This is a genomic window from Bradyrhizobium sp. WSM1743, from assembly GCF_000473065.1.
GTDB lineage: Bacteria > Pseudomonadota > Alphaproteobacteria > Rhizobiales > Xanthobacteraceae > Bradyrhizobium.
In genome coordinates this window covers 268,492-294,265 of the sequence record NZ_AXAZ01000002.1, presented here as the reverse complement: position 1 = coordinate 294,265, position 25,774 = coordinate 268,492, and the positions used below count along the sequence as shown (strand labels likewise).

11 protein-coding genes are annotated in these 25,774 nt (G+C 58.2%); 5 read left to right on the top strand and 6 right to left on the bottom strand.

Translation table 11 applies throughout. The features are described 5' to 3' along the window. Positions 1-743 precede the first annotated feature (743 nt). The 3 genes from YU9_RS0103470 to YU9_RS0103460 are packed head-to-tail and all read left to right on the top strand — an operon-like array spanning position 744 to position 6,308. On the top strand, positions 744-4,100 hold the full coding sequence (locus tag YU9_RS0103470) for an AAA domain-containing protein (RefSeq protein ID WP_156951649.1): 3,357 nt from the start codon (positions 744-746) through the stop codon (positions 4,098-4,100). Continuing rightward, entirely contained in the window at positions 4,097-5,554 is a 1,458-nt protein-coding gene (locus tag YU9_RS0103465; RefSeq protein ID WP_027571509.1) for a hypothetical protein, read from the top strand. The genes YU9_RS0103470 and YU9_RS0103465 overlap by 4 nt, the downstream gene beginning before the upstream one ends. Positions 5,555-5,558: 4 nt before the next feature. After that, positions 5,559-6,308 (top strand): PP2C family serine/threonine-protein phosphatase, encoded by a 750-nt coding sequence (locus tag YU9_RS0103460; protein WP_027571508.1) that lies wholly within the window; start codon positions 5,559-5,561, stop codon positions 6,306-6,308. 117 nt (positions 6,309-6,425) lie between these two features. On the opposite strand, the gene brxL is transcribed toward YU9_RS0103460, so the two are convergent. From brxL to YU9_RS0103430, 6 genes are read right to left on the bottom strand one after another with little or no spacing between them, the layout of a single operon-like run. Next, on the bottom strand, positions 6,426-8,480 hold the full coding sequence (gene brxL / locus YU9_RS0103455) for a BREX system Lon protease-like protein BrxL (protein WP_036016902.1): 2,055 nt from the start codon (positions 8,478-8,480) through the stop codon (positions 6,426-6,428). Continuing rightward, complete coding sequence (gene pglZ, locus YU9_RS0103450) at positions 8,477-10,813, bottom strand: BREX-1 system phosphatase PglZ type B (RefSeq protein ID WP_027571506.1); 2,337 nt, start codon at positions 10,811-10,813, stop codon at positions 8,477-8,479. The genes brxL and pglZ overlap by 4 nt, the downstream gene beginning before the upstream one ends. Then, a complete protein-coding gene (locus YU9_RS0103445; RefSeq protein WP_027571505.1) occupies positions 10,810-14,304 on the bottom strand; it encodes an Eco57I restriction-modification methylase domain-containing protein in 3,495 nt (1,164 codons plus the stop codon). Before YU9_RS0103445 ends, pglZ begins: the two co-directional genes overlap by 4 nt. 12 nt (positions 14,305-14,316) lie before the next feature. Then, positions 14,317-17,766: a BREX system P-loop protein BrxC gene (gene brxC / locus YU9_RS0103440; protein WP_027571504.1), complete on the bottom strand. Its 3,450-nt coding sequence runs from the start codon at positions 17,764-17,766 to the stop codon at positions 14,317-14,319. After that, the gene (locus YU9_RS0103435) at positions 17,763-18,332 is read right to left on the bottom strand and encodes a BREX protein BrxB domain-containing protein (protein ID WP_245266295.1); all 570 of its coding nucleotides are present in this window, start codon (positions 18,330-18,332) and stop codon (positions 17,763-17,765) included. The genes brxC and YU9_RS0103435 overlap by 4 nt, the downstream gene beginning before the upstream one ends. Then, positions 18,329-19,126 (bottom strand): hypothetical protein, encoded by a 798-nt coding sequence (locus tag YU9_RS0103430; RefSeq protein WP_027571502.1) that lies wholly within the window; start codon positions 19,124-19,126, stop codon positions 18,329-18,331. Before YU9_RS0103430 ends, YU9_RS0103435 begins: the two co-directional genes overlap by 4 nt. A 144-nt stretch (positions 19,127-19,270) precedes the next feature. On the opposite strand from YU9_RS0103430, the gene YU9_RS0103425 reads away from it, so the two are divergent. Further along, the gene (locus YU9_RS0103425; RefSeq protein ID WP_027571501.1) at positions 19,271-22,669 is read left to right on the top strand and encodes a TM0106 family RecB-like putative nuclease; all 3,399 of its coding nucleotides are present in this window, start codon (positions 19,271-19,273) and stop codon (positions 22,667-22,669) included. 39 nt (positions 22,670-22,708) lie between these two features. Then, the gene (locus tag YU9_RS0103420) at positions 22,709-25,735 is read left to right on the top strand and encodes a TrlF family AAA-like ATPase (protein WP_156951648.1); all 3,027 of its coding nucleotides are present in this window, start codon (positions 22,709-22,711) and stop codon (positions 25,733-25,735) included. The last annotated feature ends 39 nt before the right edge of the window (positions 25,736-25,774 follow it).

Sequence of the window (25,774 nt, the reverse complement as noted above, 5' to 3'; positions counted from 1 at the left end):
GGAGCTTGGAGGCTCCTCCGAGTGACGCTGGACAAGCCATAACGATTCGTCATGGTTGGGTGTCGGTGGTGCGGGTGGATTACGGTGACGGTGCACACAGCCTATCATCGAGCGCAAGCGGTGGATCCCAACACATTTCTTCGGATCCAGTCCGCCTTCGCCCGGTGGGCTTCGGCGTGACAGCCTTCGTTCGCTTCGCTGCGGTTCGTGGCAGCGGCTCGCCCAGCCGAACCTCGCGAAGCGAGCGAAGGCTGGTGGGCCCGGCAGGACTCGAACCTGCAACCAGACCGTTATGAGCGGCAGACTATCGATTACCTTCGTTGATTTTGCTGCGGTTTCGCCGGCGTTCGATCGCGTTTGTTGCGTTTCGATGATGTCGTTTCTGGTGCGAAACTGGTGCGGTTTGCCGGTTCGCGGTTTGGAGGTGATTGGCTCGACAGTCTCACCTTCTTCGAGCGCTTTGCCGTCGTCCTCTCAACGGCGAACAAGGATCCGAATACAGCCACACGGGCTCCGCACTGGTCAGACTTAGGATGTAGACTTTCGCCACAAAGGCTTTGCAGTGACTTGTAGCGCCAATCAAAATAAGGGAGAAATAGTGAGCCTCAATCGGAGGTGGTTTTTTCCTTCAGGCGGGTTCGGGGGCCCTCCAGCAGTTGAGTTCGAGCTTCGATCAGGCCGCAGCGCCGCGCATCATTGACGGCCGCTACGCTCTCACCAAGGACCCCATCAGGCACGGGGGCATGTCGACCGTCAGCAAGGCGGTCGACCTGCATACTAGTCGGTTTTGCGCGATCAAGAGAATGAAGGCAGGAGGCGGTGACAATGATCTCCGCTTCAAGGATAGCTTCAATCGGGAGTACGCCGCCCTAAACGAGCTCTGCCAGCATCCTAATATCGTGGAGCTGCTGGACGCCGGAGCTGATGAGGCCGGCTTCTACATGGTCCTAGAATGGGTGCCGACCAACCTCGTCGATCTCATTGCGCGACGCGGGCCACTGGAATGGCGGGAGTTCTATCCGTCCATAGGCCGTCCCATACTGGATGCGTTGGTCTATGCTCAGAACCGAGGGTGGAATCATCGTGACATAAAGCCTCAGAACATCCTTATCGATGATAAAGACGTACCGAAACTCTCCGACTATGGCATAGCAAAGCAGTTCGAGCGACCGTCCCTCGGATTGACTTTCGCGCAGTTCCGTTCGGCTCCGTTCACTCCCCCCGAAGACGACGGAGGAGAATGGAGCTGTTCTCGGGATTGCTTCTCGTGGGCTGCCGTGGCGGTATATTGTCTGTCCGGGAAGATGCCGGCCGACTACGGCGAGCTGTCCGAGCTGCTCGCGAGTCTGGACCAGAGTGCGGTCCCTTCATCGTTGTTGCAGCTGGCGCTCTCGCACATTCCTTCCGAGCGGCCTCCCCTCGCGAGCGGCCTGCTGGCGGACCTCGACGCGATTGCCGCCGTATCGGCAGCGAAATCACGACCAGCATTCACTTGCTACATTCGGCTCGAAGCTGAGTGCATGCAGCGCATTCTACGGCAGATCGATCGGAGCGATCCTAGGGAAGCCGAGACGTTCGTCCTGGACGAATTGCACGAGGTGGAAGTCGGGTTGCAGTATGTCCCCGCGAAAGAGGGCACCGACGAGCTGCTCCGTATTACTGCGGTGACCTGGACGTTCGAGGCCCGTAGGTTTTCTAAGAACAGCGAGCGATGGTCCCTCCGAAGGGCACGGCAAGCAGGAGCAGCCAACGTCGAGCGTGAGCGAGAGTTGTGCTTTCGCGCGCCGGTGATGTTTTCCTTCGGAGATCCACCGGATGTCGTGCAAGCAACCGAGGAAGTCCGGGAGCTCGTTTTTCAGATAGAGGCGTTCGAGCAGGAGAGGAGAGAGCGAGCGATTGCCCAGCGGCGCGAGCGGGTATTTCGGCTATGGTATTCGTTCCTTCGCAACAAGGCTGATTACGAGGAGAGTCGCGAAAATGCAATCGTCTACATAGACGCGAAGCGCACGGATAATGCGGTAACGTTGTCGACCGAACTGCCCGTAGGCCTCGAGTTGATCGGCCAATCGCGCGTGATCAAAACCGCGTCCGGCGCACATGTCTTTTGCGACATCGTTGACGTCAATCTTCAAGAAGTCGTGGTCATAGCGACTTTCGGCGACTCTAGTTTGATCCCACGACAGGGACGCCTCGAGCTCAACACGATGGCAGCAGAAAAGGCCATCGAGCGGCAGCGCAGAGCGCTCGATTCCATCAACTACGATCGGGCGGCGAGCTCAAGACTAAAGTCCCTGCTGGTCGAGCCCTTGGCGGCACGACCAGCGACTGCCTTGACCGTCCCACCTGCCACCGCGGGTTCGTTCGACCTGGAAAAGCAGGAGATCCTGTCGAGGGCCCTAGGGCTGCAGGACATCTTGGCGATCCAAGGCCCCCCGGGCACCGGAAAGACGAGGCTGATCGAGGAGATCATTATCCAGTATCTGCTCCGGAACCCGCAGCATCGCATCCTTCTGTCGTCGCAAACGCACGTGGCGTTGGACAATGTCATCGATCGGGTGCGGGGGCGACAGCCCACCATCGATATCGTTAGGATCGGAAGGCTTGATGACCTTAAGGTCAGCGCCTCCTGTCGGGACCTCATCCTCGATCGCAAGGCCCAGGTCTGGTCTGAAACGGTGCGCGAGCGGGCACGCGCCTTCATCGCCGAATTGGCGAAATCGAAGGGCATCGATCGGTCTAACATCGAAGTAGGTATGCTAGTCGAGCGATTGCTGCTTCTGCTCCAGCAGGAGTCGAATATCAAGGAGTCACTTTCTAGGGCCGACGACCGTGTCAAATCGGTAGCCGCACAGGCCGAGAAGACCCTGATGGAAACCGGTACTTCCGCCTCTGCGGGCACGGACGCCGCCGCCATCGAGGCCCAGGAAGCAGCTGGAGCATTCCGTAGTGCGCTCGCACGCGTCCGAGCGGATATCGAGGAGGTGAGGGCCCGCCTGAGCCAGTCTGGCGGCTACGGAACTGAACTCTCGACGCGCTCCGAAACGAAGGAGTTGCGGGATTGGTCGTCGATGCTCCTCGGCGATACCGACGAAGCGAAGCATTTCAGGGACTTACTCGAACTGCAGGAGGATTGGCTGCTCCGCGTCGGAAGATCATCGGATTTCCACGCTGCGATGCTGGCCTCGGCTCAGGTCGTTGCCGGAACGTGTATCGGAATGGCGAGCGTCCGCGGGATGGCCGAAGTGGCCTACGACCTTTGCATCGTGGACGAGGCCTCGAAAGCGACCGCCACGGAGATCCTGGTCCCGATGGCTCGCGGCCGCAAGTGGATCCTTGTAGGCGATCCGGCCCAACTCCCGCCGTTCTTTGAAAACGACGCCATAACACGTCTGGAAGAGTTTGACGAAGCAGAGGTGAGGCAGACGCTGCTCGACCGCTTCTTGTCGAGCCTTCCGGAGCATTCCGTGGCCCTGCTAACGAACCAACATAGGATGGTGCAGCCTATAGGAAACCTGATCAGCGAGGTGTTCTACGGAGGAAAACTGAACAGCCCTAAAGTAAAACCGGATGTCACCTTTCCGGGCACCCTTCCGAAACCGGTCACGTGGCTTTCGACGACGGAAACTTCCGACTTTCGCGAGGCACGTCGAGGCCAAAGCTTCCGAAACGAGGCGGAGTGCAGGATCATCAGGGACTTGCTTCAGCAGATCGACTTTCTGGCCAAGAAGAGGAAGGCGACCTACGACGTCGCGGTCATTGCCGGCTATGTCGCCCAGGTGAAGGCACTGCAGGACGCCATCCGCGACCGCACCCACGAGTGGTCGGGCCTGAAGATCACATGCAGTACGGTCGACGCCTTTCAAGGCAGTGAAGCAGAGGTCTGCATCTACAGCGTGGTTCGGTCCAACCGTGAAGGACGCCTCGGATTTCTGCGCGAGAAGCCGAGACTGAACGTCGCCCTGTCCAGGGGCAAGAGCGCATTGGTGATCGTCGGCGACGACGAGTTTTGCCGGCAGGCGGAAGGCGAGAACCCATTCAGGAAAGTACTCGATTTCATCGACGCCAATACCGATAGTTGCGAAAGAAGGGTGGCGCGATGAACGCAAGCGACGTCGCAAGGCGGTTCGAGCGCCGGCACGGCTATGATCTGATCGACTACGCGGAAGTCGCCCTTCCACTCTACCGCCTGACGGTCGACGCGATCACAATGGTGCATCACGGAATTCCTCCAATAAAGGAGTTCGTGATGAGATGCGTGGCGCTCGGCCTGACGAGTGCGCCGGAGGTAGGCGGCTTTCTCGGCATTGACGTGACAACAGTCATGGCGTCCCTCGATCAGCTTCGAAGCGACCGCTACATCACGAGCGCCGAAGAAGGCTCCGTAGGTTTGACCTCGCGCGGTCGCGAGGTGCTCGACAAGGCGATGGAGTCCGCGCCGCAGGACGAAATGCTTGTGTTCCTGTATGATCGATTGCTTCTCAAGCCTGTCAGACTTCCGCCTGAACAGTTGCTGACGCCGGCGAACATCGATGCGAAAAGGGTGATAGAGATCCGGCCGTATCCTGCGGAGGGACCGGAGATCGAGCAGATAGCACTGCCGGACGTCCTTCAGGTGCTGGCCCAACAAGCGGGGGGACGAGATGCCCTGGGGCGTGACATACTACGGTTGAAGAGGATTGTTCGCCGTGTGAGGCTCTACAGACCGGGAGTGGCACTGGTTTACAAGAAGTACAGGTCGTCCGAGATACAGATCGCGTTCATCGTGGACGAGGCCAGGAACGAAGCTCTCGAGCATGCCTTCGCGGAGCGCGGCGGACCGAAGAAGATGGGCTTCCTCAAAGCCATCGACGAGTCGGCTGCGCTCAGCGATCTCAGACGCTATCTGGGAACCGATATCTTGAAGAAGGTCGCCGAGCAGGAGTCGCTGGAGGATAAACGGCTGGCCGTATCGCTTGCCCGGATCAAGCATCAGGCTGCGCTGACAAAAGCCGAGCGGCAGTCCGCAATTGATCCGTCGCGGGGGGCGGACGATCGCGAAGGGGTCGCACTTGCCGCACAAGCGCTGGCGGACGCAGAGGCGGAGCTTGCGGCTTTCGCCGCGCGTCCAATTGCGCCGTTTGAAATAGCCGAATTGCTCGAAGCAGCGTTCGAGCGATGCGACAGCCAGCTCTTTGCCTCAAGCCGGATCGTCGATCGCTCCGTGGTCGATCCCTTGTTCCTTAAAAGGCTCGAGGAGCTGTTGAGTCGTGGTGTACGCGTCATACTCACGTTGAGAGAACCTCCCAAGCCCGAGTCTCCGGCAATTGAACTCGAGCGTTTGAACAAACGATATCCAAATCTTCAGATTACGACCGGTGGACGGGGGAGCCAATTCCATCACCTCGTCTGCGACGAAAAATTCGCGCTAATTAGCAACCGGCCGATGTTGGGCAATCTTGGTAAGGTGCGCTCCTTCGCGCACGTGGTCGGCTATGTCCTGCAGCAGCCTGATCTAGTGCGTGATTTCACCAGAAGACTCGATGGTACCGCGGGACGACAGGAAAAGAGCGAATAGAGGCATGCCTTCGCTTGAAGTTGCTGCTTTGACGAACGTCGGTCTTGTCAGGAAGATCAACGAGGATGCTGTGCTGATTGGAACGGATCTGATTTCCGAGGGGGAGTTCGGCCCGGAGCGATTTACGCTGCCAATTCATATTGGCCTTCTGATCGTCGCGGATGGCATGGGTGGACACCGAAACGGAGCTTTGGCCAGTAGGACTGCGCTTTCGGCCATACTTCAGATGTCTCCCAGCGGCACTGAGCTGTGGCGGTGGGAGAATGCGATTCACTTTGCTAATGATGCCATATACGACGCGATGGAGCGTACTCCGTCTTCTAGGGGAATGGGTACGACCATCGCGGGGGTAGCCGTCGGAGAGGACGAGATCGTCTACTTCAACGTTGGAGACAGCCGAGTGTATCGACATTTGCGAGGTGAGCTGATCAGATTGAGCCATGATGACGTGCCGTTAGGTACGGGACCCCGAACGAAGCGGCTGTCGCATCAGATCACCCAGTCACTTGGTGGTAGAACTGCAAAAACTACGATCCGTCCGCACGTCGGTACGACCTCAATTTTAGACGCGGAGGATACCTTGTTGATCTGCAGCGACGGCCTGACAGACATGGTCCCGGAGAAGCTCGTCAGTTCGACGATTGCGGAAGAGCAAGACTTGGAGCGGTGCGTTCGCAGATTGCTGAGGTTGGCCCTTGATGCTGGAGGGCGAGATAACATCTCGATCATAGCAGCACGCATGTCGCGGGTATGAAATATCCCGCCCTGCGCCATCAAGGGGACGCGTTGTTCCTTAGGTCACTTTCGGATCGAACGGGAAAGCAGCGATAGGCAATTTTCACATGACCGGGCGTCGAGCCCGCGAGTGCCTTCATTCCATAAGCGCCTTAAATACGGCATCAGGACCATCCTTGTAAAACTCGATGCTGATCTTCGTCCAAAGGTCGTCGGGGAGGTCATTCAGCTGCCGACGTGCGGAGACCGGCATGAGGAGCGTCTGAGCCTGTTTGTCGATCGCGAGTTCAGCAATTCGTACTGCGTTCGGAACCATATCGATTGAGCCGCCAAGATTGAGAGCACCTACGACGATCATTCCGCCACGCGTGTTCCGGCCAAGCACACCGCCACACAAGGCGACCAAAACCGGAATTCCCAGCCCAGCTCCGGTTTTGTCTGCATCCATCGGCCGCATCTGAACTGAGAATTCCTCCTCGCGCGGGTTTCGGTCGCCGACCAATTCCTTCGACCTGACGTAAAGATTCTGTTCGCCGACGCGCACGCTTTCACGAAAGGCTGGTGGCGTAGGCTGATTTAAGATCTTGACCCCGCCGCCGGGTCCGCAGGTCACGTCAATCCGGTAGAGCCCCGGGCCCGCTTCGCCTGCTCCCAAGCTGACACCCCAAACTTGACCAGGCGGCAACGGATCGCTCTCGATCGCTTCATCGCTATGCAATTCAGGAGTCGACACGAACTGCTCAGTGCCGTCTGGCCCTAAAACGTAGCTGAAATGCGTATTCCGAAATTCGCTCTTGAAGACGCGTCGCTGTTGCTCTTTGACGCGGCGCCGTGACTCCAACGCTATCCGAACGATCCACTCGAGGTCCTGGTCTGGGACCGACATGTCTGGAGCTGGAAATAGTAGCTTTATCAGTCCGCTGACAGTCTTGTTGACCGCTTCGAGATCTCGACCACTGAGGGCGCCGCCCAGATGAATACGACCCTGTAGCACAGAAGCCCGGTTGGAGGCCCGCAGCCGGGTCCAACATTCACTGAGGAAATCGCTGACAAGACCAAAGTGATCCGTCAGGTGCTCACTCGGCTTTAACTTCGGATAGTCCCAGCCTGGCGCGTAGGCATGAATCCGATCCATGAATGCCGTATCATCGCGCATCTCGGGGGGCATGGGGCTCAGGAGGTGACCGACCTTCTGCTGTTGCTCTACATCGACATCCAGATTCCCTACCATAACAATGCTGCCTTCAGCACGGATGCTCTCTTTGCCGCGACTGAATTGGCCCGAAGCCATGTAACCTTTCATGATGTTGACGCCGTCCTTCTGGTCGAAGGAAATCCCAGAAACTTCATCGAAGCAGACGACATCATATTGGCAAACCAACCCGCGTTGTCCGTTCGCATTGTTGACGAACATCTTTGCGACCGTGGCCTTGCCTCCCGAAATTAGATGAGCATAAGGCGATATCTGCTGAAACAAATGACTTTTGCCAGTCCCGCGCGGCCCGAGCTCGATGAGATTATAGTTCCGTTCGACGAAAGGAACCATGCGCAGAAGGACGACACGCTTCGCGCGCTCGTTGAAAGCCGCTGGCTCAAGCCCGATTGAACGCAACAAGAAATCGATCCATCGATCGGTGCTGAAGCTTCGACGGGCCTTGGCATAGACGTCGAGCACGTCCGCCTTAGACATCTGAATGGGACGAACAGAAGATATTCCGAACGGGCGACCGCCTTTTTCCTGAGCAATAATTCCGTCGTAGGCGAGCGTAACCTCACCATAGAAGCCGTCTGTCAACATCCGCTCATTGTCGCGCACGAGTTGATCGTCAATGCGGACGTCACGCAAATTCAAGCTGGGAAGTTCCGCGACATAGCAGTCGTTTTTTGGGTCGAGCTTGGCACGCAAAATGTCGATGATCTTTACTGACCCCGTCTCCTTGGCGCGAGCCTTGAATAGTTCTTCCTCACCCGTGCGGACGGTTCGATCTTTGAGTTGCTTTTCAACGATCTCTAGCCCTTCCACTATCTCGCTTTCGTTGACGCTGGCACAATAGCGCCCGAGCAGAAACTCGACCACATAGGTTGGAACCGGGTACTGGCGGGAGTATTTGCGCACGAGATCCTTGCGGACGAGGTATCCGTCGAAGGCCGACGCCGCCAAATTGTCGAGTTCATCGAGTTCAATGCTCATGCATCTTCTCCGACGGTTGTCGGCTTGGAATCGAGCACCCGTCCCACAATATCCGTGACGACGACCGAGGCCGCGGCTCCCTCGTGTTTGTCGTCCGATACAGCAAGGCTCGCTTCGCCGTTGCTTCCCAATTCTTTGACTGCCACGACGATGCTCGAGTCGGCCTGTTTCCAATTGAGGCGCAGGTCCACTTGCAAGGCTTTGGCGTTAGATTTTACAGTCACCCTGCATCTCATGCCGCGCCAGCTAATCTCTGCGATCGTAGCAGTCACGGCCTCCTCACCGCGCTCCACGACCAGCTCGGGAACGACACATTCTTGAAGGCTGATTCCTCCGTGTGCGTACTCAGAGTTCGCCATGAAGGCGCCGATGCCCGGTGGTGAAGCGATGCGCAGCAGTGGATTCCAATACCAGGGATAGGTAGGAATGTTCGGGGCAGAGCTACCTCTGACGGCGGCGCATCGGGACCACTTGGTCGCAACCAGGTGAGGGGAGAGCTCAATCTTCGGCAAGCCGCCGGGAAGAAGAAGCCACCCGTGGTCCGTTACGACACGAACTTTGCTCCATCCGGCACTGAGCAAACCGCTGATGCGATCAAGGAGGGAGTCGATCTCCGGATCAATCTGACGAACAAGAAGAGTATCGAGCGAGTGCCCAAGAGCGTCGAGCTTGCCGCTCTCGGTCCAGCCGCCACCATCCCCACTCAGGGTCATTCTCGATTGATCCTGGTCGAGTATTTCGACACCAGCTCGCGCCATCACGTCTCGTAACCGAGAGGCACTCGCCAGCTGATTGCTCGACGTGATGATAGGGGCGAAATCGTCGGCATCGGCTTTGCCAGAACACGATCCATGCGCCGGAGACGCTATGGGCTTCGCCGTCGCCGTAACAGTTGGAATTGGCGCGATCCGATGCGAAATCCGCGCTCGAAAGCCTTGAGCTTCCAAGCGTTCGTGTAGTATCGCGCCCACGTCGAAGCGAAGTCCGTCGGCGAACAGCACGCAGGTTTCTCGTTCCGCATTGACGGCCGTAGTCAGCTTGTGCGGATCCACACCAGGTGCAGACATGAGCTCCTGAAATCGCCGCGCAGAGCGATCGAGCCAAGGTTCGTAGAGCGTCCGCACGACCTTAGTAATCAGGCTATTTTCAGCACCTTGCTTCAGACGGCCAAGCGCTTCCATCGCCGCGCGGTCGCAACGCCAGCCCTGAGACGCATAGTCTGCGGCCATGACTTCAGCCGTTGCGCCGCCGAGCGTGGACTTGGCAATTCTCGCCAGTCGACCAAGCGGTTCAAGAGCCAACGCATAAGGGCTCTCACCAAGCAGTGCCCAAACCCAGCTGCGTCGTTCTTTGTGCTCATCCTCGAGTTTCTCGATAGTTTCGCAGGCCTGGGCGTGTGGGAGGGAGAGGGTGACCTCAAGGTCTCTGCGGAGTCGATCTTCCTGTTCCTGATTGAGGCTCGGTCGGCGGGAATGATCGGCAAGGCCAAGCAAATCGCGCGGGTGGGCCTGGCGCAACACGGCCGACACGCCTGGATAAAGGCGTGGAGCATCGCAAAATCGCCTCCAAACGTCGTCCCATCTACCACCGCCATGAAGCAGCGCATCGGCCGCCCATTGAATTCCGTCCTCGTCAGGATCGAATCCAAATTCACGCCAGCAAACATCTTTAAAGGTTGCCCAGCGATTTGGATCGCAGCGACCTTCGAACCCGTCTTTATCGCTCATCCAGCCGAGCAGATCGCGGACCGGATCGCCAATGGCCAGCCTGTCGAAATCATCAGCCTCCAGGCGGCGCCCACGAAGGCTCGAGATTGGCTCGGACGCCAACAATGCCAACGCCCGCAGCATGGATTCCCGCGTGCGGTTGTCCCTCGCGATGTCGAGCCCAACTCCATCGTCTGACGTCAGGAATGCTTCCACCGTCCAATCTCGTCCGTTGCGTTGGTGCCAAACCGCGCCGCGATATTGTAGCTCGATGAGAGGCTGCAGATGAGCGGGGCAATCTCCGCCAGCTCGGAGGTCCTGCCGGCTCACATTCGGCAAATAGATGATCGGGACTACCCCGGCCGCTGGCGAGTCATTAGGCAAAGTCCGCTCGACGATACACTTAAGCCAGATCACCGGCCCCTGCCGCTCTCTAGGCGCAAACGGAGCGAGGGCGTAAAGCTCGGGCAATACCTTCATCAGCCCCGGAATGAGCGGCCGCCACTGCCCGTCTGCATCTGTCCAAAGCAACGCAACCGGTGCGGCCGTGCCATCGGGCGACTTCAACGCGCCAGAGAAAGACTCCTGCAGCGCATCGATGAGTGTCTGGCGAGCCGAGTGGATCAAGCCTTGCCTCCCACTGACGAGTGGTGGCGACCACGAGCCAACGTTTTAGTAGCTCGACTGTAGTGGAGGTCGTTCCACCGGTTCCCATCGAATTGCGCCCCGCCAGCGAAGTCCGAAGTCGACTCGTCCCAGCTCCAAAACCACGGATAGTCGGCCTTAGATCGGGTCGGCTCTTTGCCGCGATCCTTGTCCCACCTAATCTTCGGCTGGCTGCGCAGGATACAACCGCCGGCGCCGCGCCCGTTCAGCGTTCGGGCAGTCATAAATGGACGAATGTTCATTCGCACGCCGTCATTGATGTCTGGATCCCAGCCAAGCGGCTGCTCATGCAGCTCTTTCCATCGTACGAAGATGTCATAGGGCGGCTCTCCCTCAAGTATCTTGATGAGTTCTGTTCTCAAATGCTCAGCGTGAGCCAGCCGTGCGTCCGCGCCCTCGATGTTGGCCCGCTGTTCGGCCCGCTGCCGATCAATCCAGTCGCCGAGATAGGAATAAATCAGCTTCTCCAGTGTACGCCTACCTTCCCCGTTCGGTGCGGCGAGCCGGTGATAGTTGATGAGAGCGTGGAAGCCGTCGCGCCTCCCATCCCAGATATGCCAAATGAAAGGCCGCTGCTGGAACAGCTCGCAATGCTGCGCGAAGAATCCATCGCGGAGCCAGTCGTCGAGCGACTTGCCCGCATATCCGGTTTCGTTCAATAGGCTTGCTAGTTTAGTGGCGGACCAATTTGGATCGTAAGCCTTGGCGAGGAGAGAGTTCAGGCGCTGCTCGGCCGGCGGTTCACCCTTTGTAGCAGTGAGGCAAACAATACCATCAAGGTTACCCAGATTCTCGAGGTCATCTTGCCCAATAGCGGGACAATCAGAGAAGCCGACTCCTTTTCCGCGCGGCCACTGGTAACCCATCAACCGTGCTAGCGCGACTTGAAGTGGAGTCTTTGAGCGTTCGGGTCGTCCACAAAATATCCATTGTGTCGGATCATCAGTGTTTGGTGCCGGAATCTTTCCGGCAAATTCTTCATCAGCACGTTTTTGCCAATGCGCAAGGTTGAACGGCACTTTCTGAACGTATCCATTGTCTACACTTACTTTTGGATTGACCTTTCTCAATTCGTCATGGAAGTCGGCGCTCTTGCAAAATGCCCAGATGGCTGGAAGGACCGCATCAACCTTTGGTACAATCACTGGCGTTGAATTTGAGAAAAGCTCACCAGAATAGAGCGTAGCGGGAATGTGCCGCATCTGACCTATTGCGATGCCTCGGTGACCCCAAGCTTCGGTACCACGCACAGCGGCAGCTTCAAACCCAGCCTGGATGCTGTCCCAATCTATGACGTCGACGCGACCGCCGAAGTCGATCGTCGTTTCTGGTGGAGATTGGAAGAACTTCCATTTTGGAGATGTCGCATCGATCTCCCAGAAACAAGCGACGAGCCTGCTGCTATCGCCCGGCGATATTCCTTGAAAGCAATCCGCATATGATCCGAGAAGATCAGAGTCACTCGCCGCAAATACAGCGATCGTAGCGTCTTTGGTTGTTGCCTGAACGCCTTGATCTATATGGCGGGCCTCTCCGTTTGCAAGGACGGCTGGCTTTGCGTGCAAGTCTCGTCCTGTGTCAGCGTACACTGCCAGATATCGATGCTTATCCGTCGGCTTTTTGTTGCTGTAGACGACAAGAGCAGTGCGAGCGGCCCACCAGTTCATCTCGTTAAAGGCCGCCGGCCCGAGATCGCTGACGACGTCAAATTTCGCTATGCGGAGAAGCTTTCTCCGAAGTTTTTTATAGCTACTCAAGAAGAGCCAGTTTTGTGGGGTGACGGCCGCAGACGTTCCGCCCTCCAGCGTAAAGTGTAGGTTGCGTTCTACAAAGCAGGTAGAGAGATCGGGTTTCGCTTCCGCATGCTCTCGTAGGCAAAAATCTTGCAGGAGCTCGTCTTGCTTGCCCCAACCGAGGTACGGCACGTTAGTACATACTAAGGTGAACTTGCTGCTTAGCAGCTGAGCTGCCCTTGCCATACCTTGTGCCGCCACCGCCATCTCGCGTACATCATCAGTATCGGCTGCAGCAAAGATCGAAGCCAACAGTGGCTCCAATCTATCGAAGCCCTCGCGAAGAATGTCAGCGCCAGCGCGACGCGGATTGATGAGGCTGCCCAGCCAGGGTGCCTTGGCAAACAGATCGTAAAGAGCTTCAAGGCCATTCTTGACCCGCTCCTCAAGCCCGACCGTCAGCAGAGTCTGCTCTGTCCCAAGCAGGTCACGCTTCGCTGCCGGATCGGCCGCAGTCACCGCTTTTTCCGCTAGCTTCAGCCATTCCGCCTTCGTTACGCCAATGGCGAGACCCGAACAGGCGAGATTCAGTTGTGGCAATGGTCGATAGCCTATCCTTCGCCAGGCCGCGAAGGCAAGATTGAAGGCTGCGATCTGCGTGCAACGGGGGTCGATTTCTAGTCCAAACAAATTGTCGCGCAACACGGCTTCAATCGCGCCGGGCTGCGATAGACCTTCCTCCGCTCTACGAAAGGCGACAAGAATTGGCAGCGCGAAGACCAGAAAATGACCCGAGCCCATGCAAGGATCGAGCACCGTGAGATCCTTCGCGGCCTTTGGCCAGTCCTCGAACTCGCCGGCTGCTGGGCGCCACCGCCCTTCCGCACCGTTCTCCCCCTTGCCACGAATAAACCGGAGATAGGTCCAATCTGTATCCCCTGCCTTGCAGGCGGCTCGCAATGCTGCTTCGTCCCGCGCCGACGTCGCAAGGCTCGGGTTCGCAGCCAATACCTTGCCGGCCCACCAGGCACCAAGCGTGTTATGGAGCAAGAAGAGAACCATATAGTCTTCAGTGAATAACTGTGTGACGGCCGGCAGCTCGTCCGCGCCAATCTTCACTTCAGATTTGTTGACCTCTTCCTTCTTATCCGCCTGCCAGAATTGGTAGACCCAACCGAGGCTGTCCTCCGCTTCGAAGATCGGCTTTGACAGGCCCTTTAATAGGTCCTCCAATTCAGACCGTGTTTCCGGCGGAAGTGCGATGTGCAACACCGGATCCTCTTTGCGGAAGATTTGTGGCAGCATTCGCTCGGCATAGTCGCTTGCCAATTCGAGCCAGTCAGTCGCCCTTTCGCGAGCGAGCTCCTGCGCTTCATCGAGCGTGATGGCAACGCCGGAGGCCGGTTCGATTAGGAGATTGGCTTCCGCGAGGAAGCGCGCAAAGAGCATGCGGTGCCAGTGCTCGTACGCGCATTCTTGCACGAGGTGTGTTGTGTCCTGTGCTCCCGTCCTTATATCGCGCCGGTCTCCCAGTTGTCGGCCATGGGCGCGAAGGCGAGTGCGGAGCGTGCGCTGCTCGGCGGAGAGGTGTTTCGGTGCTTCGGTCTCACCCACGCCAAGCTGCGCGACAGTCTTGCGGGCGCCGGCCTCAGCCACACGCCGCGCCTTCTTAACGGTTGTCTCAAGATCTTTGCGTAGGGCCCGCTCAAGGGATGCCATCGCGTGCGCTCCCTAGTTCACCAACACAGGGCCGTTAGCGACCTTGGATAGCAGCATCGTCTTCTGCCGGTCGATCCAACTTTCGACCTCAGCCTGATTTCGAAGCGTCGAACGCTCAAGCGTTACAGTCTGAACCTTCGGTTCGAGCAGTCGAGCCGCGCGCTCTATTGCCTGATTGATTCGGCCGGCAATGGCGTCGACCTCGGCCTGGAAACCGGAAAGCGGCTTGCGATCCAACGTGTCAGTCAGCGACTCATCCGTTGCCACCTCCGGCCTGGCTGGCGCAGTGAGGCCGATCGCCGATTTGATGCTATCTTGATCGGATGGCTTCAGTCTCGCCCAGATGTCATTCGTTGCCAGCGTCTCATTGGCGGCGGCGAATGCGACTTCATAAGCAGCATGGCACCTCTGAACGGCCTCGCGCAGAAGAGCGGCAAGAGCTTGACGCACCGTGTTGGCTGGGTCGGTGGCCTCCAGAAGAAGACGCTGCGAGCGGATCGCGTCGATCTGGTCTAGGTGCGGTTTCGCGTTAGGGATCTCAGCGGCGTGTTTTGCAAGGCGGCCAACGATTGCCCAAGTGGGGAGGCGCCTTGCGATCAGGTCACGCGTTCCACTCCACGCTTTTATTCTGTCCTCCCATTCGCCCGCCTTGTTCCTGATGGCGACCAGTTGCTCATTCCCAATCAGCCGTTGGACGTCTTCGATGTCGGTGACCACAGGGGTCGATGGGAGCGGAGCCTCTCCGCCGGCGGCCGTCGCCAGCGCAATGAGGCTGGTCAGGAATTCGTTGGCTCGCGCGGCCTCTTCACCGCTCTTGCACGACTGACCGAGGCCCTGGAATAGTTTGCGCAGGATTAGCCTGTCACTAACAGACAGCGTCGCATGCTCGACGCGAAATTCGGCTTTGGCGATCTTGTTCTGATCGAGCTGGCCAAGAGGAACAGCCTGTCCGTTTAGCGTCGCCGCAACGTGCTGCAGCCGGTGAAGCGCGATCAGTGCGGCATCGACGGCGTCGCGGGGCCAGCCGAATGGTGATCCTCCGAGCGTCTTGCGGACGTCCGATCCAAATTTGCCAGCGCCGATCGTAGCGACCACCTGCTGGCAAACAGCATGCTTCTCAGTAGCATCAGTGTGACCCGTTGGTTGAAATGGATGGTCTGCGCCCTCGCGGGCACGCTTGATAACTGCTTCCCAGGTCGCCGAATCCGCATCCTTGAAGCGCGGGAACATCCGAAGTAGCGACGCCTCCGTGGCGGTTTTGATCCGCTCATCCAGCGAGCCAAGCATCACCTCACTTCCGCCGCCCTGAAATACCTTGGTATTGGCCACGACGTCCCGGATCAACCGGTCGCGATCGCCCATGGCGCGTGCGCGGCGACTGTCCATGCTTTGACGGGCTTCTTGGCCTTCCGCTGTCGTTGGATTGCCTTTGGCATCGAGCGTTTGCTGAGCGGCATCGGCCTCGACGATCAACCGTCGAACGTCGTCGGCCGACTGTCGTGGAATAAATGCAAACAGGATCGGACTGTCGGTACCGGCGGAACGCGCCGCGTCCAGGACATCTTTCTCGGCGCAAGACCAGCCATCGCGAATCCAGACTGGAACGCTGCTGCCGTCGACTGCTGGCGCGTCCTGTTCTCGGTGGATCAGAAATTGGCGCGGTTCTTTAGCCGCCCCTTGAGTGACTCGGATTGCGCGGATCGCTTTGTCGATATCCCCATATATAAGCTGATCGCGCTTAAACTGGATCGCCGCATCGTCGTTGTTGAGCTTGGTTTGCCGATTGCGGAATTCGCGGTCCCAGTCACTACCCTCTCTGGTTTGAAGTCGATACTCATCGCCGACCAGCATCAACATCCCCTGGTCGGCCAATTTTCTCAGCTTGTCCTCAACATCGGACCGCAGTTTACCGTTGTCCGCTGCCAAGTCATCGATCAGCAGGTCCGCTATGTGATCCTTCGTCGCGCGAACACCGATATCGGCGCCGACCTCTCGCTTAAGCTTGCCGATCAAAAAGACGAGACCGCAAATACGCTGCGCGATAGCGCCTTCCGTCCGTCCAATCATGATGATGCGCTCGTTAATCTCGCGCAGCAGCACACCCGTGTTCACCATCTCTGGTGCGAGCGCTTCGAAGAGTTCGTCGGCGGGCACAACCGAACCAAGAGGTCGCTCTGAGAGCTTGGCGACCGCGTCATGTATGATACGCAATTGTGAGCGGAGCTGACTGCTTGTGCCGGCCGCGTCAATCTGGCGGAAGCAGTTCTCCCAAAAGCGCCGCCGAACCGGCAGTACCGGATAGTCATCAACGATGATTGCACGATCCTCGATCGTTTCGCCGATGCGTGTGCCTTGAAGTTGGCGCGACACCTCGCCCGCATGCTTCTCGAGCAGGGCACGTACCTTCGCAACAGCCGTTGGCTTTTTTTGCAGCAGCACCTTACGGGTGACCGTTTCGACTTCTGCGTCCGATAGTGGGACCCGAATGGTGAAGCGGTCGAGCAAGTAGGTCAGAAGCTGAATTTCGGTTAGCGCGCTTTGGCCGGCCGCCACGACCATCACATGGCTATCGAGCTGCTTTGAGATCGCTTCCGTGACCTCAGTAAGAAGCGACGCACGCTGCTGCGAGTCGCCGATGTATTGTTGCGCTTCGTCGAGAATGAGCAACGTACAGGGAAGCCGGCCATCTTTGGCTCTAAGCCTAAGCGCGTCCTTGGCGACCGAAAGGAATTGCTCCGTCGTGATGTCGGAGGGTTGGGGCGGAAACTGCGCCTTTAGTAGCTGTTTTGCTTCTGCTTCGCTTGCGGCGAAGTTGGTGTCGATCGCCATCACTGCGCGGGCGATTTGGCTGCTCACGTAGAGATTATTGAGTTCACGTTCAAAGGCCTTGCCGGTTGCTTCGACGGTCGCTTTCAGCTTGTCGTACTGGCCCTGCGCATGCAGCCATAGACAGAAGCGCGCCTGTGGGTATTGCTCAGGAAGTCCGACAGCTCGAAGCAGAATGGAAAGTATCGTCAGGCGCACGTTATCGGTAGTACCGCTAGGTAGTGCGCCAGCGGCAGCGAGGAGCCCGCCAGCTCGTTTTCCTGCAGTGTCAAGTTCTCGAAGTAAGTCACGAAGGTCTTCCGGCATTGATTGCACAAGGCTTCGAGCCATTGCGCCGTCCGGAAAGCTCGTGTCTTGCCAGAGGTGGCAGAGCATCTTCAGAAGGTGGGATTTACCACTGCCGAAAAAGCCACTGACCCAAGCGCCGCGTTGACTAGTCTTTCCGATATTGTCGAGGAAGGAACGGATTATCTTTTGCACGCCTTCCGCATATTGCCCTTCGCAAACGAACGTCTCGAGTTCTCCCCGTAGCTCGGATTGAGCACGTTCGTTTCGGCTGTCCGAAATCCTTGCCTGGCCTTGGTTTACCAGGGGATGGGAGCCCGGATCGCGCTGTAGGGCATCTTTGATTTTCATAGCGGTCCTCCTTCACCGTGCAAGGTGATGGGCACGGCGAGGTAATTCCAACCGTCGCGCGCATCGAGCAGCCGGTAGTTGTTGCGCTCAAACTGACCTGGGAAAAATACGACGAGGCGCCCCCGAACATCGGCCTCAAGGAGCTTCAGCACTTGCGAGATTCGAGCAAGCCCAAATAGGGAGCCCACGCCTAGAACGGCGACGACCGAATTGGAGTTGACATCGGGCTTCTCAAGTTCTGCCCGGATACGTTCCGCTACGAACTCGGGAAACTCTGCATCCAGCTTTAGCTGAAGATCCTCCGGCGATCGGAAGTATTCATCGCGATAGTCGTCAGCGGCCATCCACTCTGCGAAGGCACCGGAAAGGTCTATTTGACGCCAGTCGTGTCCCGCCTCGCGGGTGACAGTTTCGAATGCTAGGAGGCGTGCGCGCAAGGTGCGTTCAAGCTCTTTGTCATACACCACCATCAGAACTCGCTGTGCGCCGGCGACAGTGCGCTGCCACGGGGTGGCGATGTGACGTCCGTAGCGCTCCGCGAGATCCTCAATGCGCGCCATGATCATGCCCTCTCGGTGTAAGGATCGAGGCGTGCCAGATTGAGCTCGACGACGTCACCCGCCATTCGCAAGTCGAGCAAGCCAGACCGCTTTGCATCAAGCGCGACTTCGCGTGCTCGGGATGGGTCGCAGTCAAGTACCTTCAACCACCCGCACGCGAAGATCTCGGCGCCTCGGAAGCCGGCAGCATGGGCCAAGTAAATGGCGAAAGCGACCGCGGCCGTTGACGGCTCCACCATTCGTCGCTTCTTAAAGGTGCGGCCCTCCAGGTGACCTGATTGCGCCCAAGTGCTCGCCGCGTTGCGACAGACCTTCTCCAGGGTGCTATCGCTCAGTCGATCTTCGACGGTGGCTTGAAGGGCCCGCTTCAGCGCATCACGATGAAGCTCAGCGCTGGCTGGCATAGGGACAATTGCGGGACAAGTCGCAGCCAGTAACGGGTCTCTGGCGATCGCTGCTAAAAGTGCGAGAAGCGGCCGCCCGTCAGTACCTATGTCCCAGAGCCTGCGGAGGACCCGGAAGAGGGGGATTGTAGGGTCCAGACCATAGAGTTCGCCGAGTCTTTGGTTGCTGAGTCTGCGCGTAGAAGCGGTTGGCTTTGACAGGCAGTTGTCATCGACGATTGCGGCCGCATAGTCAGTTCGCCGAGCACTCTGTCCAACAGCCGCCAGCACGCGACTTAGCTCTTCCAGCATCATTGTCCTGCTGGTGTGAGTTCCCTTCGCTCCGAACCGAAAGCCAATCGTTTCCGCTTCGCGGGTCGGGCCGGAAAACAAAGAAAAATCAACAGTCGTTATCATCCAGCAGCTCTCTCGCCGGCAAACTTGCCGGCGTAACACTTGACCCATCTTGACGGCCGCGTCAATCCGGCCTATGGATAAGTCACGCCGGCAAACTTGCCGGCGAATTATATCCAGTGCCGTTGAGGGCTAGAGGGGGCGATTATGAGAAAAATCGGGGCTTCCTTCGAATTCAGCGCGACCGACTTGGTCGGTTACTTAAATTGCCATCACCTCGCGGCCATGGATCGTGCGGTGGCAGAAGGGGCGTTGTCGAAGCCGAAGGTCTGGGACCCGCTTCTCCAGGTCCTCTCCGAACGGGGCGCGGCGCATGAACAGAGCTATATCGAGCACCTTACGAAGGCGGGTCTAGACGTCGTCCGCATCGACGGCGTTGAGGTGACGAACGCTGCAGTCGCCGAAACGCGCGTGGCCATGCAGCGCGGCACTCCGGTCATCGTTCAGGCAGCTTTGACGCATCAAGGCTGGAACGGGCGGGCGGACATCCTGCGCCGCGTCGAGGTGTCGAGCGGGCTTGGTGATTGGTCGTACGAGCCAATTGACACCAAGCTCGCACGTGAGACGAAGGCGGGCGCGGTGCTTCAGCTCTGTCTTTATGCTGACCTGCTGGCCGCCATGCAGGGCCTGTCACCAGAATACATGTATGTCGTCGCACCTTGGTCAGAGTTTCGGCCACAACCGTATCGGTTTGCCGACTATGCGGCCTATTTCCGCAAGGTGAAGCGTGCGCTGCTGAATGCCATGGCCGTGCCAGCGACGGGTGACACCTACCCTGATCCGGTTGAGCATTGCGATATCTGCCGCTGGCGAGAGGCGTGCGACAAACGTCGCCACGATGATGATCACCTCAGTCTCGTTGCCGGAGCCTCGAAGATTCAGATCAACGAGCTCCAGATGCGCGGCGTCACGACCGTGCAAACCTTGGCAGGCATGGCATTGCCGCTCGATTGGAAACCCGATCGGGGTTCGACCGATTCCTATGTCCGGATCCGCGAGCAAGCTCGGATCGTAGTTGAGGCCCGCACAGCAAGGACAGGCAAATTCGAACTGCTGCCGGTGGAGGCTGGCTTCGGGCTCACACGTCTACCCGAGCCCTCCGCCGGCGACGTGTTTCTCGACCTCGAAGGAGATCCCTTTGTTGGCGAGCACGGCCTCGAATATTTGCTCGGTTATCTGTCCAAGGACTTACACGGTGCGCTCGCCTATGAGGGCGACTGGGCTTTCACCCGTGTTGATGAGAAGCGCGCCTTCGAGAAGTTCGTCGATTTCGTGATGATACGGTGGGCCCAGTTCCCTAGCTTGCACATCTACCACTACGCCCCTTACGAGCCCGCGGCCCTCAAGCGCCTGATGGGCCGCTATGCGACCCGCGAGGAGGAGATTGACCGGATGCTCCGCGCCGGCCTCTTCGTTGATCTCTACCAGATAGTGCGCCACAGTCTGCGCGCGAGCGTCGAAAGCTACTCGATCAAGCGACTAGAACCCTTTTATGGGTTCGAGCGCGAAGCGCCTCTGACGGACGCGAATGTCGCGCTTGCCAATCTGCAAGCCAATCTCGAACTCAGTGCTGCGCCGTCGATTGCTGAAGATATCAAGGCCGTGGTGCGCGCATACAACGAAGATGATTGCCGCTCCACCGTTGCCCTGCGCGACTGGCTCGAAGCGCACCGGGCCAAGTTGGTTGCTGACGGTATAGCCGTGCCTCGCCCGCAATCTGGCGACGGCGCGCCGAACGAGAAGGTCACCGACTGGCTGATTAAGATCAACGCGCTGATCGAACGACTGACGGCTGATGTTCCGACAGACGCGGCTGAACGAGATCACGAGCAGCAGGCCCGTTGGATCATGGCAAACATCGTCGATTGGCACCGCCGGGAGGAAAAGGCGGTTTGGTGGGAGTTTTTTCGGCTGGCCGCTCTCTCGGGCGAAGATTTGCTCGAGGAGCGCGCCGGGCTCTCCGGTCTCGTTTTTGCAGGCGCGGCCGGCGGCACCGCCAAGGCGCCGATCCATCGTTACGTCTTTCCGCCTCAGGAGACAGAGATTCGCGGCAGCGAGGAGCTCTTTAACGTTGGTGGTGCGAAGCTAGGCTGGGTCGAGGCGATCTCTTTTGCGGACAATACCGTCGATATCAAGAAGCGCCAGGACACCGCCAACCTTCATCCCCAGGCCGCGTTCGCGCACAGCTACGTCAGCGGCAAGGTGATGGCCGAGGCACTGGTGCGGATCGGCAATTATGTCGCCGATCACGGCGTGCGTGGGATTGGGCCTTATCAAGGGGCGCGTGATCTACTCCTCAGAGAAAGCCCGCGTGTCGGCGACGAGCCGTTGCAGTGCACAGGAGAGGCGACGATTGAGGCCGCCATTCGGCTCTGCGGGCACCTTGCGGGCGGCGTTCTGCCGATCCAGGGACCACCCGGCGCGGGCAAGACCTTCACCGGTGCGCAGATGATCTGTGAGCTGGCGCGTCGTGGCAAGAAAGTCGGCATCACGGCCAACAGCCATAAGGTCATTCGCAACCTGATCGATGCGACTATCAAGGCGGCCAACGAATTGGGAATCGACCTGCAATGCTGCCAAAAGACCGATGAGGTCGAAGACCCGCAGCCTCACCTCTTCTTCGCCAAGAGAAGCGAGGACCTCTTCACGGCGTTAAGCGGCGGTGGCGCCTCAGTCGGCGGCGGCACGGCTTGGCTGTGGTCACGGCCAGACGCTTTCGAGACGGTCGACGTGCTCTTCGTGGACGAGGCCGCACAGATGTCGCTTGCCAACGTGCTCGCGGTATCACAAGCGGCGAAAACGGTGGTTCTGATCGGAGATCCGCAGCAGCTCGACCAGCCGATGCAGGGTAGCCACCCGGAGGGCACCGATGTATCGGCGCTCGATCACATTCTGGGTGGCGAGCACACGATACCCGCGGACAAGGGACTGTTCCTCGAAGAGACTTGGCGGCTCCATCCCCTTATTTGCGCCTACACCTCCGAGCTCTTCTACAGCGGTAAGCTCCGCCCGAAGAGCGGGCTTGAGAAACAAGTTGTTAGAGGATCCGGGCCTGTCGCCGGGTCTGGACTCTACTTCCTTCCCATCGCGCACAGCGGAAATCAAAATTGCTCGCCTGAAGAGGCGCAAGCCGTCGGACGGCTTGTCGAAGCGATCCTCGCCGGCAGCGCGACTTGGGTCGATCGTGAGGAGAAAGGGAGGCCTGTTGCACTCGATGATATCGTCATCATCACGCCCTACAACGCACAGGTCTTTGAGATTCAACAATGCCTGCCCGGCGCGCGCGTAGGTACGGTTGACAAGTTCCAGGGCCAGGAAGCGCCGATTGCCATCTATTCTATGGCGACATCCAGTCACGCAGATGCTCCGCGCGGGATGGAGTTTCTCTATAGCCTCAATCGGCTCAACGTCGCGACTTCCCGCGCGAAAGGCGTGTCGATCCTCATTGCGTCGCCGCAGATCTTCGAAGCCGAGTGCCGAACTCCAAGGCAAATTCAGTTGGCGAACGCGTTCTGCCGATATCTTGAGATGGCAAAATGCATTTGATGTGAACCGCGGGAGTGTCCGCGGATAAGGGGGCAGAAAATGAGTTGGCCGAAAGGATCGAAGTGGCGCAAGTGGGACCTCCACGTGCATAGTCCCGCCTCCGCAAATTTTTCTGGAGACTGGAACCAGTTTGTCATCCAGCTCGGCAACGCCGATTGCGATGTCATCGGCATCAACGACTATTTTTCAGTCGCGGGATATAAAGAGTTGAGGCGCCGGTTGAGTGATCCCGGCGCGGCGGCCCAGGGCAACAAGCCCTACCGAGAAGCGCTGGAGAAACTCAAGGCGAAGACGCTGCTTCCCGTCGTCGAGTGCAGGATGAACAATGTCGTCGTGGACAAGAAGTTCAAGTCGGGCCCCCGCATCAATTTCCATCTGATCTTCAACCCGGAGCTACCCGCCGACGACATTGAGACTTTCATCAAGAACTTGAAGGTCAAGGGGACTTCGATCGGCAGCCGCTACAGCGATTCGAAATTTCTGCTAGATGAGGTCTCCGTCCACTTCGGCGAAACCTGCCGCGCGCTGCGCGAGGATGGTCATTTTGCTGGACGTTTCCTGATCTGGATTCCCTATGACGAGTACGGGGGGATCGACAACATCAATCCCGAAACCGACACCTTGTTCAAGGAGGGCCTAGTCTATGATGCCGATATTCTGGGATCTTCCAACAAGGCGCAGGCGGACTTCTTCCTGTGGAAGTCCGGCAAGTTCACCGAGGAGCAGTGCCGGAAATGGTTTGGTCGCCGCAAGCCGTGTATCAAAGGCAGCGATTCCCATAACGTCAACGACGAACTCGGCAAGCTCAAGGACAAGCATTCGAAGCCAGCGGACAAATATTGCTGGATTAAGGCCGATCCCACCTTCAACGGTCTGAAGCAGATCATTAACGAACCTGAAGACCGGGTTCATATCGGGCGGCTTCCGCCGAAAATGGAAGAGGTGCGGCAGAACTCGACCCGCTACCTCTCGCATGTGAATGTCCGCCGAACCGCCGGCGCGGACGTGGACGACATCTGGTTCGACTGCGAGATTCCCATCAACTTCGACATGGTTGCGGTCATCGGCAACAAGGGCACAGGCAAAAGCGCGCTTGCCGATGTGCTCGCCTTGGCCGGCAACACGCACTGCGATTCCAAATATTTTTCGTTCCTCACCAAGGAGCGGTTCTGCGAGCGCAACGGCAGGATCGCAAAGCAGTTCGAGGTTGAAACGGTCTGGGAAGACGGCACGAGGGCCGTTACCTCACTGAATGCCAAGCCCGACCTCAACAACGTCGAGCTGGTCAAGTACATTCCGCAAACATATCTGGAGAAGGTCTGCACCGAAACGGAACCGGGCCAGCAAAGCGAATTCCAGCGCGAACTGCGGAAGGTGATTTTCTCGCACATCGACGATGCGGAGCGGCTCGGAAAGGAGTCGCTAGACGAACTGATCGAATACAAGACCGAGGAACTGAACGCCCAGCTGGCCGCACAGCGACACGAAGTCTCTGCTCTAAATGCCGAGCTGGCGAAGCTCGAAGCCAAGGGCACGGTGGACTTCGCGGCGCAGCTCGACGCCAAGCTCAAACTCAAGCAGAAGGAGTTGGAAGCGCAAGAGGCGAACAAGCCCGCGGCGGTTGATCAACCGAGCAATCTTACTCCTGAGCAGCAGGTAGCGAACGCCAAGATCGCGGTCGAGCTTGGCAAGGAGCGCGCCGCGCTCGCTGCCATTGAGACGCAGATCGCCGAGAAGCGAGTAAAGCAGAAGGCCCTGACGGAACACATCGCTCTTGCGAAAAAGCTGGAAGGCAAGCTTGACAATTTCGTAGCAGAATTCATGCGGCTCAAACAGGAATGCACCGTCGACTTCAGCAAGCTCTCCCTGGACATAGAGGCGATCGTCACGCTGGTGCTAGACAAGAGCTCGCTGACGGAAAAGCAGAATGTGCTCTCGGCCGAGAAAAGCGCGATCGATCTCGACTTGTCTCAAGCCGAGGACTCGGGCCTGCCGGGGCAGAAGGCGGCCTGCGAAGGCCGGATCAGGGCGCTTCAGGACAAGCTCGATGCGCCAAACAAGCGCTATCAGACCTACCAGGAAACGCTCAAAGCTTGGCAGGAACAAAAAGACGCGATTATCGGCAGTCCTGAGAAGGTCGATAGCCTCAAATACTATGAGGCGCAGGTCAAATACATCAAAGAGCAGCTTCCCGGAGAGGTCGCAGCGATTATGACGAGGCGCCGGGACGCCGCGCGCAAGGTGCACGCAAGCATCGCCGCGATCAAGGACGTCTACGTGGAGCTATTCACCCCGGTCCAGCAGCTGATCGAAGACAGCATCATCATCAAGGAGGGTTTCAGGCTAACCTTCGACAGCAGCATCATCGAGCGTACTTTCCAACGCGATTTCTTCGAGACCTACATCAATCAGGGAGTCGCCGGATCGTTCTGCGGCAAAGAAAAGGGCGCGGCCATGCTGGAGGAGCTGCGTGCCGACTACGACTTCAACAAATCCGAGAACGCCATCGCCTTCATTGAAAAAATTACTGCACACCTGGAGCGCGACATGCGAACGGCGCAGCAGGGGAGGATGAGTATCGCTTCCCAGCTCCGCAAACACGTCGAAGTAAAGGCCCTTTACGACTACCTGTGGACGCTTGCCTACCTGGAGCCGGAATATTCTCTCAAGCTCGACGGCAAAGACCTAAGTCACCTGTCGCCGGGTGAACGCGGCACGCTGCTACTTGTTTTTTATCTGCTCGTCGATAAGAGCAGCAAGCCGATTATCGTTGATCAGCCAGAGGAGAATCTCGACAGCCAGACCGTCTACAGGCTGCTGATCCCGGTCATAAAGGAGGTGAAAAAGCGTCGGCAGATCATCATGGTGACGCATAGCCCGAACATCGCGGTGGTGTGCGATGCCGAGCAGATCGTCCATGCCTTCATCGACCGTGCGAACAAGAATGAAGTAATCTACACGATGGGCTCGATTGAGTCGCCGCACATCAACAAGTACCTTGTCGATGTGCTGGAAGGCACGCGGCCGGCGTTCGACAATCGCGGGTCGAAATACTATGCGGGCTAATTAGTGATAAGTACGATCTTATCCCATCAATTTGGCCGG

Coding starts and splice junctions, on each gene's coding strand:
- YU9_RS0103470 (WP_156951649.1), top strand. CDS start 744: ATGTCGACCGTCAGCAAGGCGGTCGACCTGCATACTAGTCGGTTTTGC.
- YU9_RS0103465 (WP_027571509.1), top strand. CDS start 4,097: ATGAACGCAAGCGACGTCGCAAGGCGGTTCGAGCGCCGGCACGGCTAT.
- YU9_RS0103430 (WP_027571502.1), bottom strand. CDS start 19,126: ATGATAACGACTGTTGATTTTTCTTTGTTTTCCGGCCCGACCCGCGAA.
- YU9_RS0103420 (WP_156951648.1), top strand. CDS start 22,709: ATGAGTTGGCCGAAAGGATCGAAGTGGCGCAAGTGGGACCTCCACGTG.
- YU9_RS0103435 (WP_245266295.1), bottom strand. CDS start 18,332: ATGATCATGGCGCGCATTGAGGATCTCGCGGAGCGCTACGGACGTCAC.
- brxC (WP_027571504.1), bottom strand. CDS start 17,766: ATGAAAATCAAAGATGCCCTACAGCGCGATCCGGGCTCCCATCCCCTG.
- YU9_RS0103425 (WP_027571501.1), top strand. CDS start 19,271: ATGAGAAAAATCGGGGCTTCCTTCGAATTCAGCGCGACCGACTTGGTC.
- YU9_RS0103445 (WP_027571505.1), bottom strand. CDS start 14,304: ATGGCATCCCTTGAGCGGGCCCTACGCAAAGATCTTGAGACAACCGTT.
- YU9_RS0103460 (WP_027571508.1), top strand. CDS start 5,559: ATGCCTTCGCTTGAAGTTGCTGCTTTGACGAACGTCGGTCTTGTCAGG.
- brxL (WP_036016902.1), bottom strand. CDS start 8,480: ATGAGCATTGAACTCGATGAACTCGACAATTTGGCGGCGTCGGCCTTC.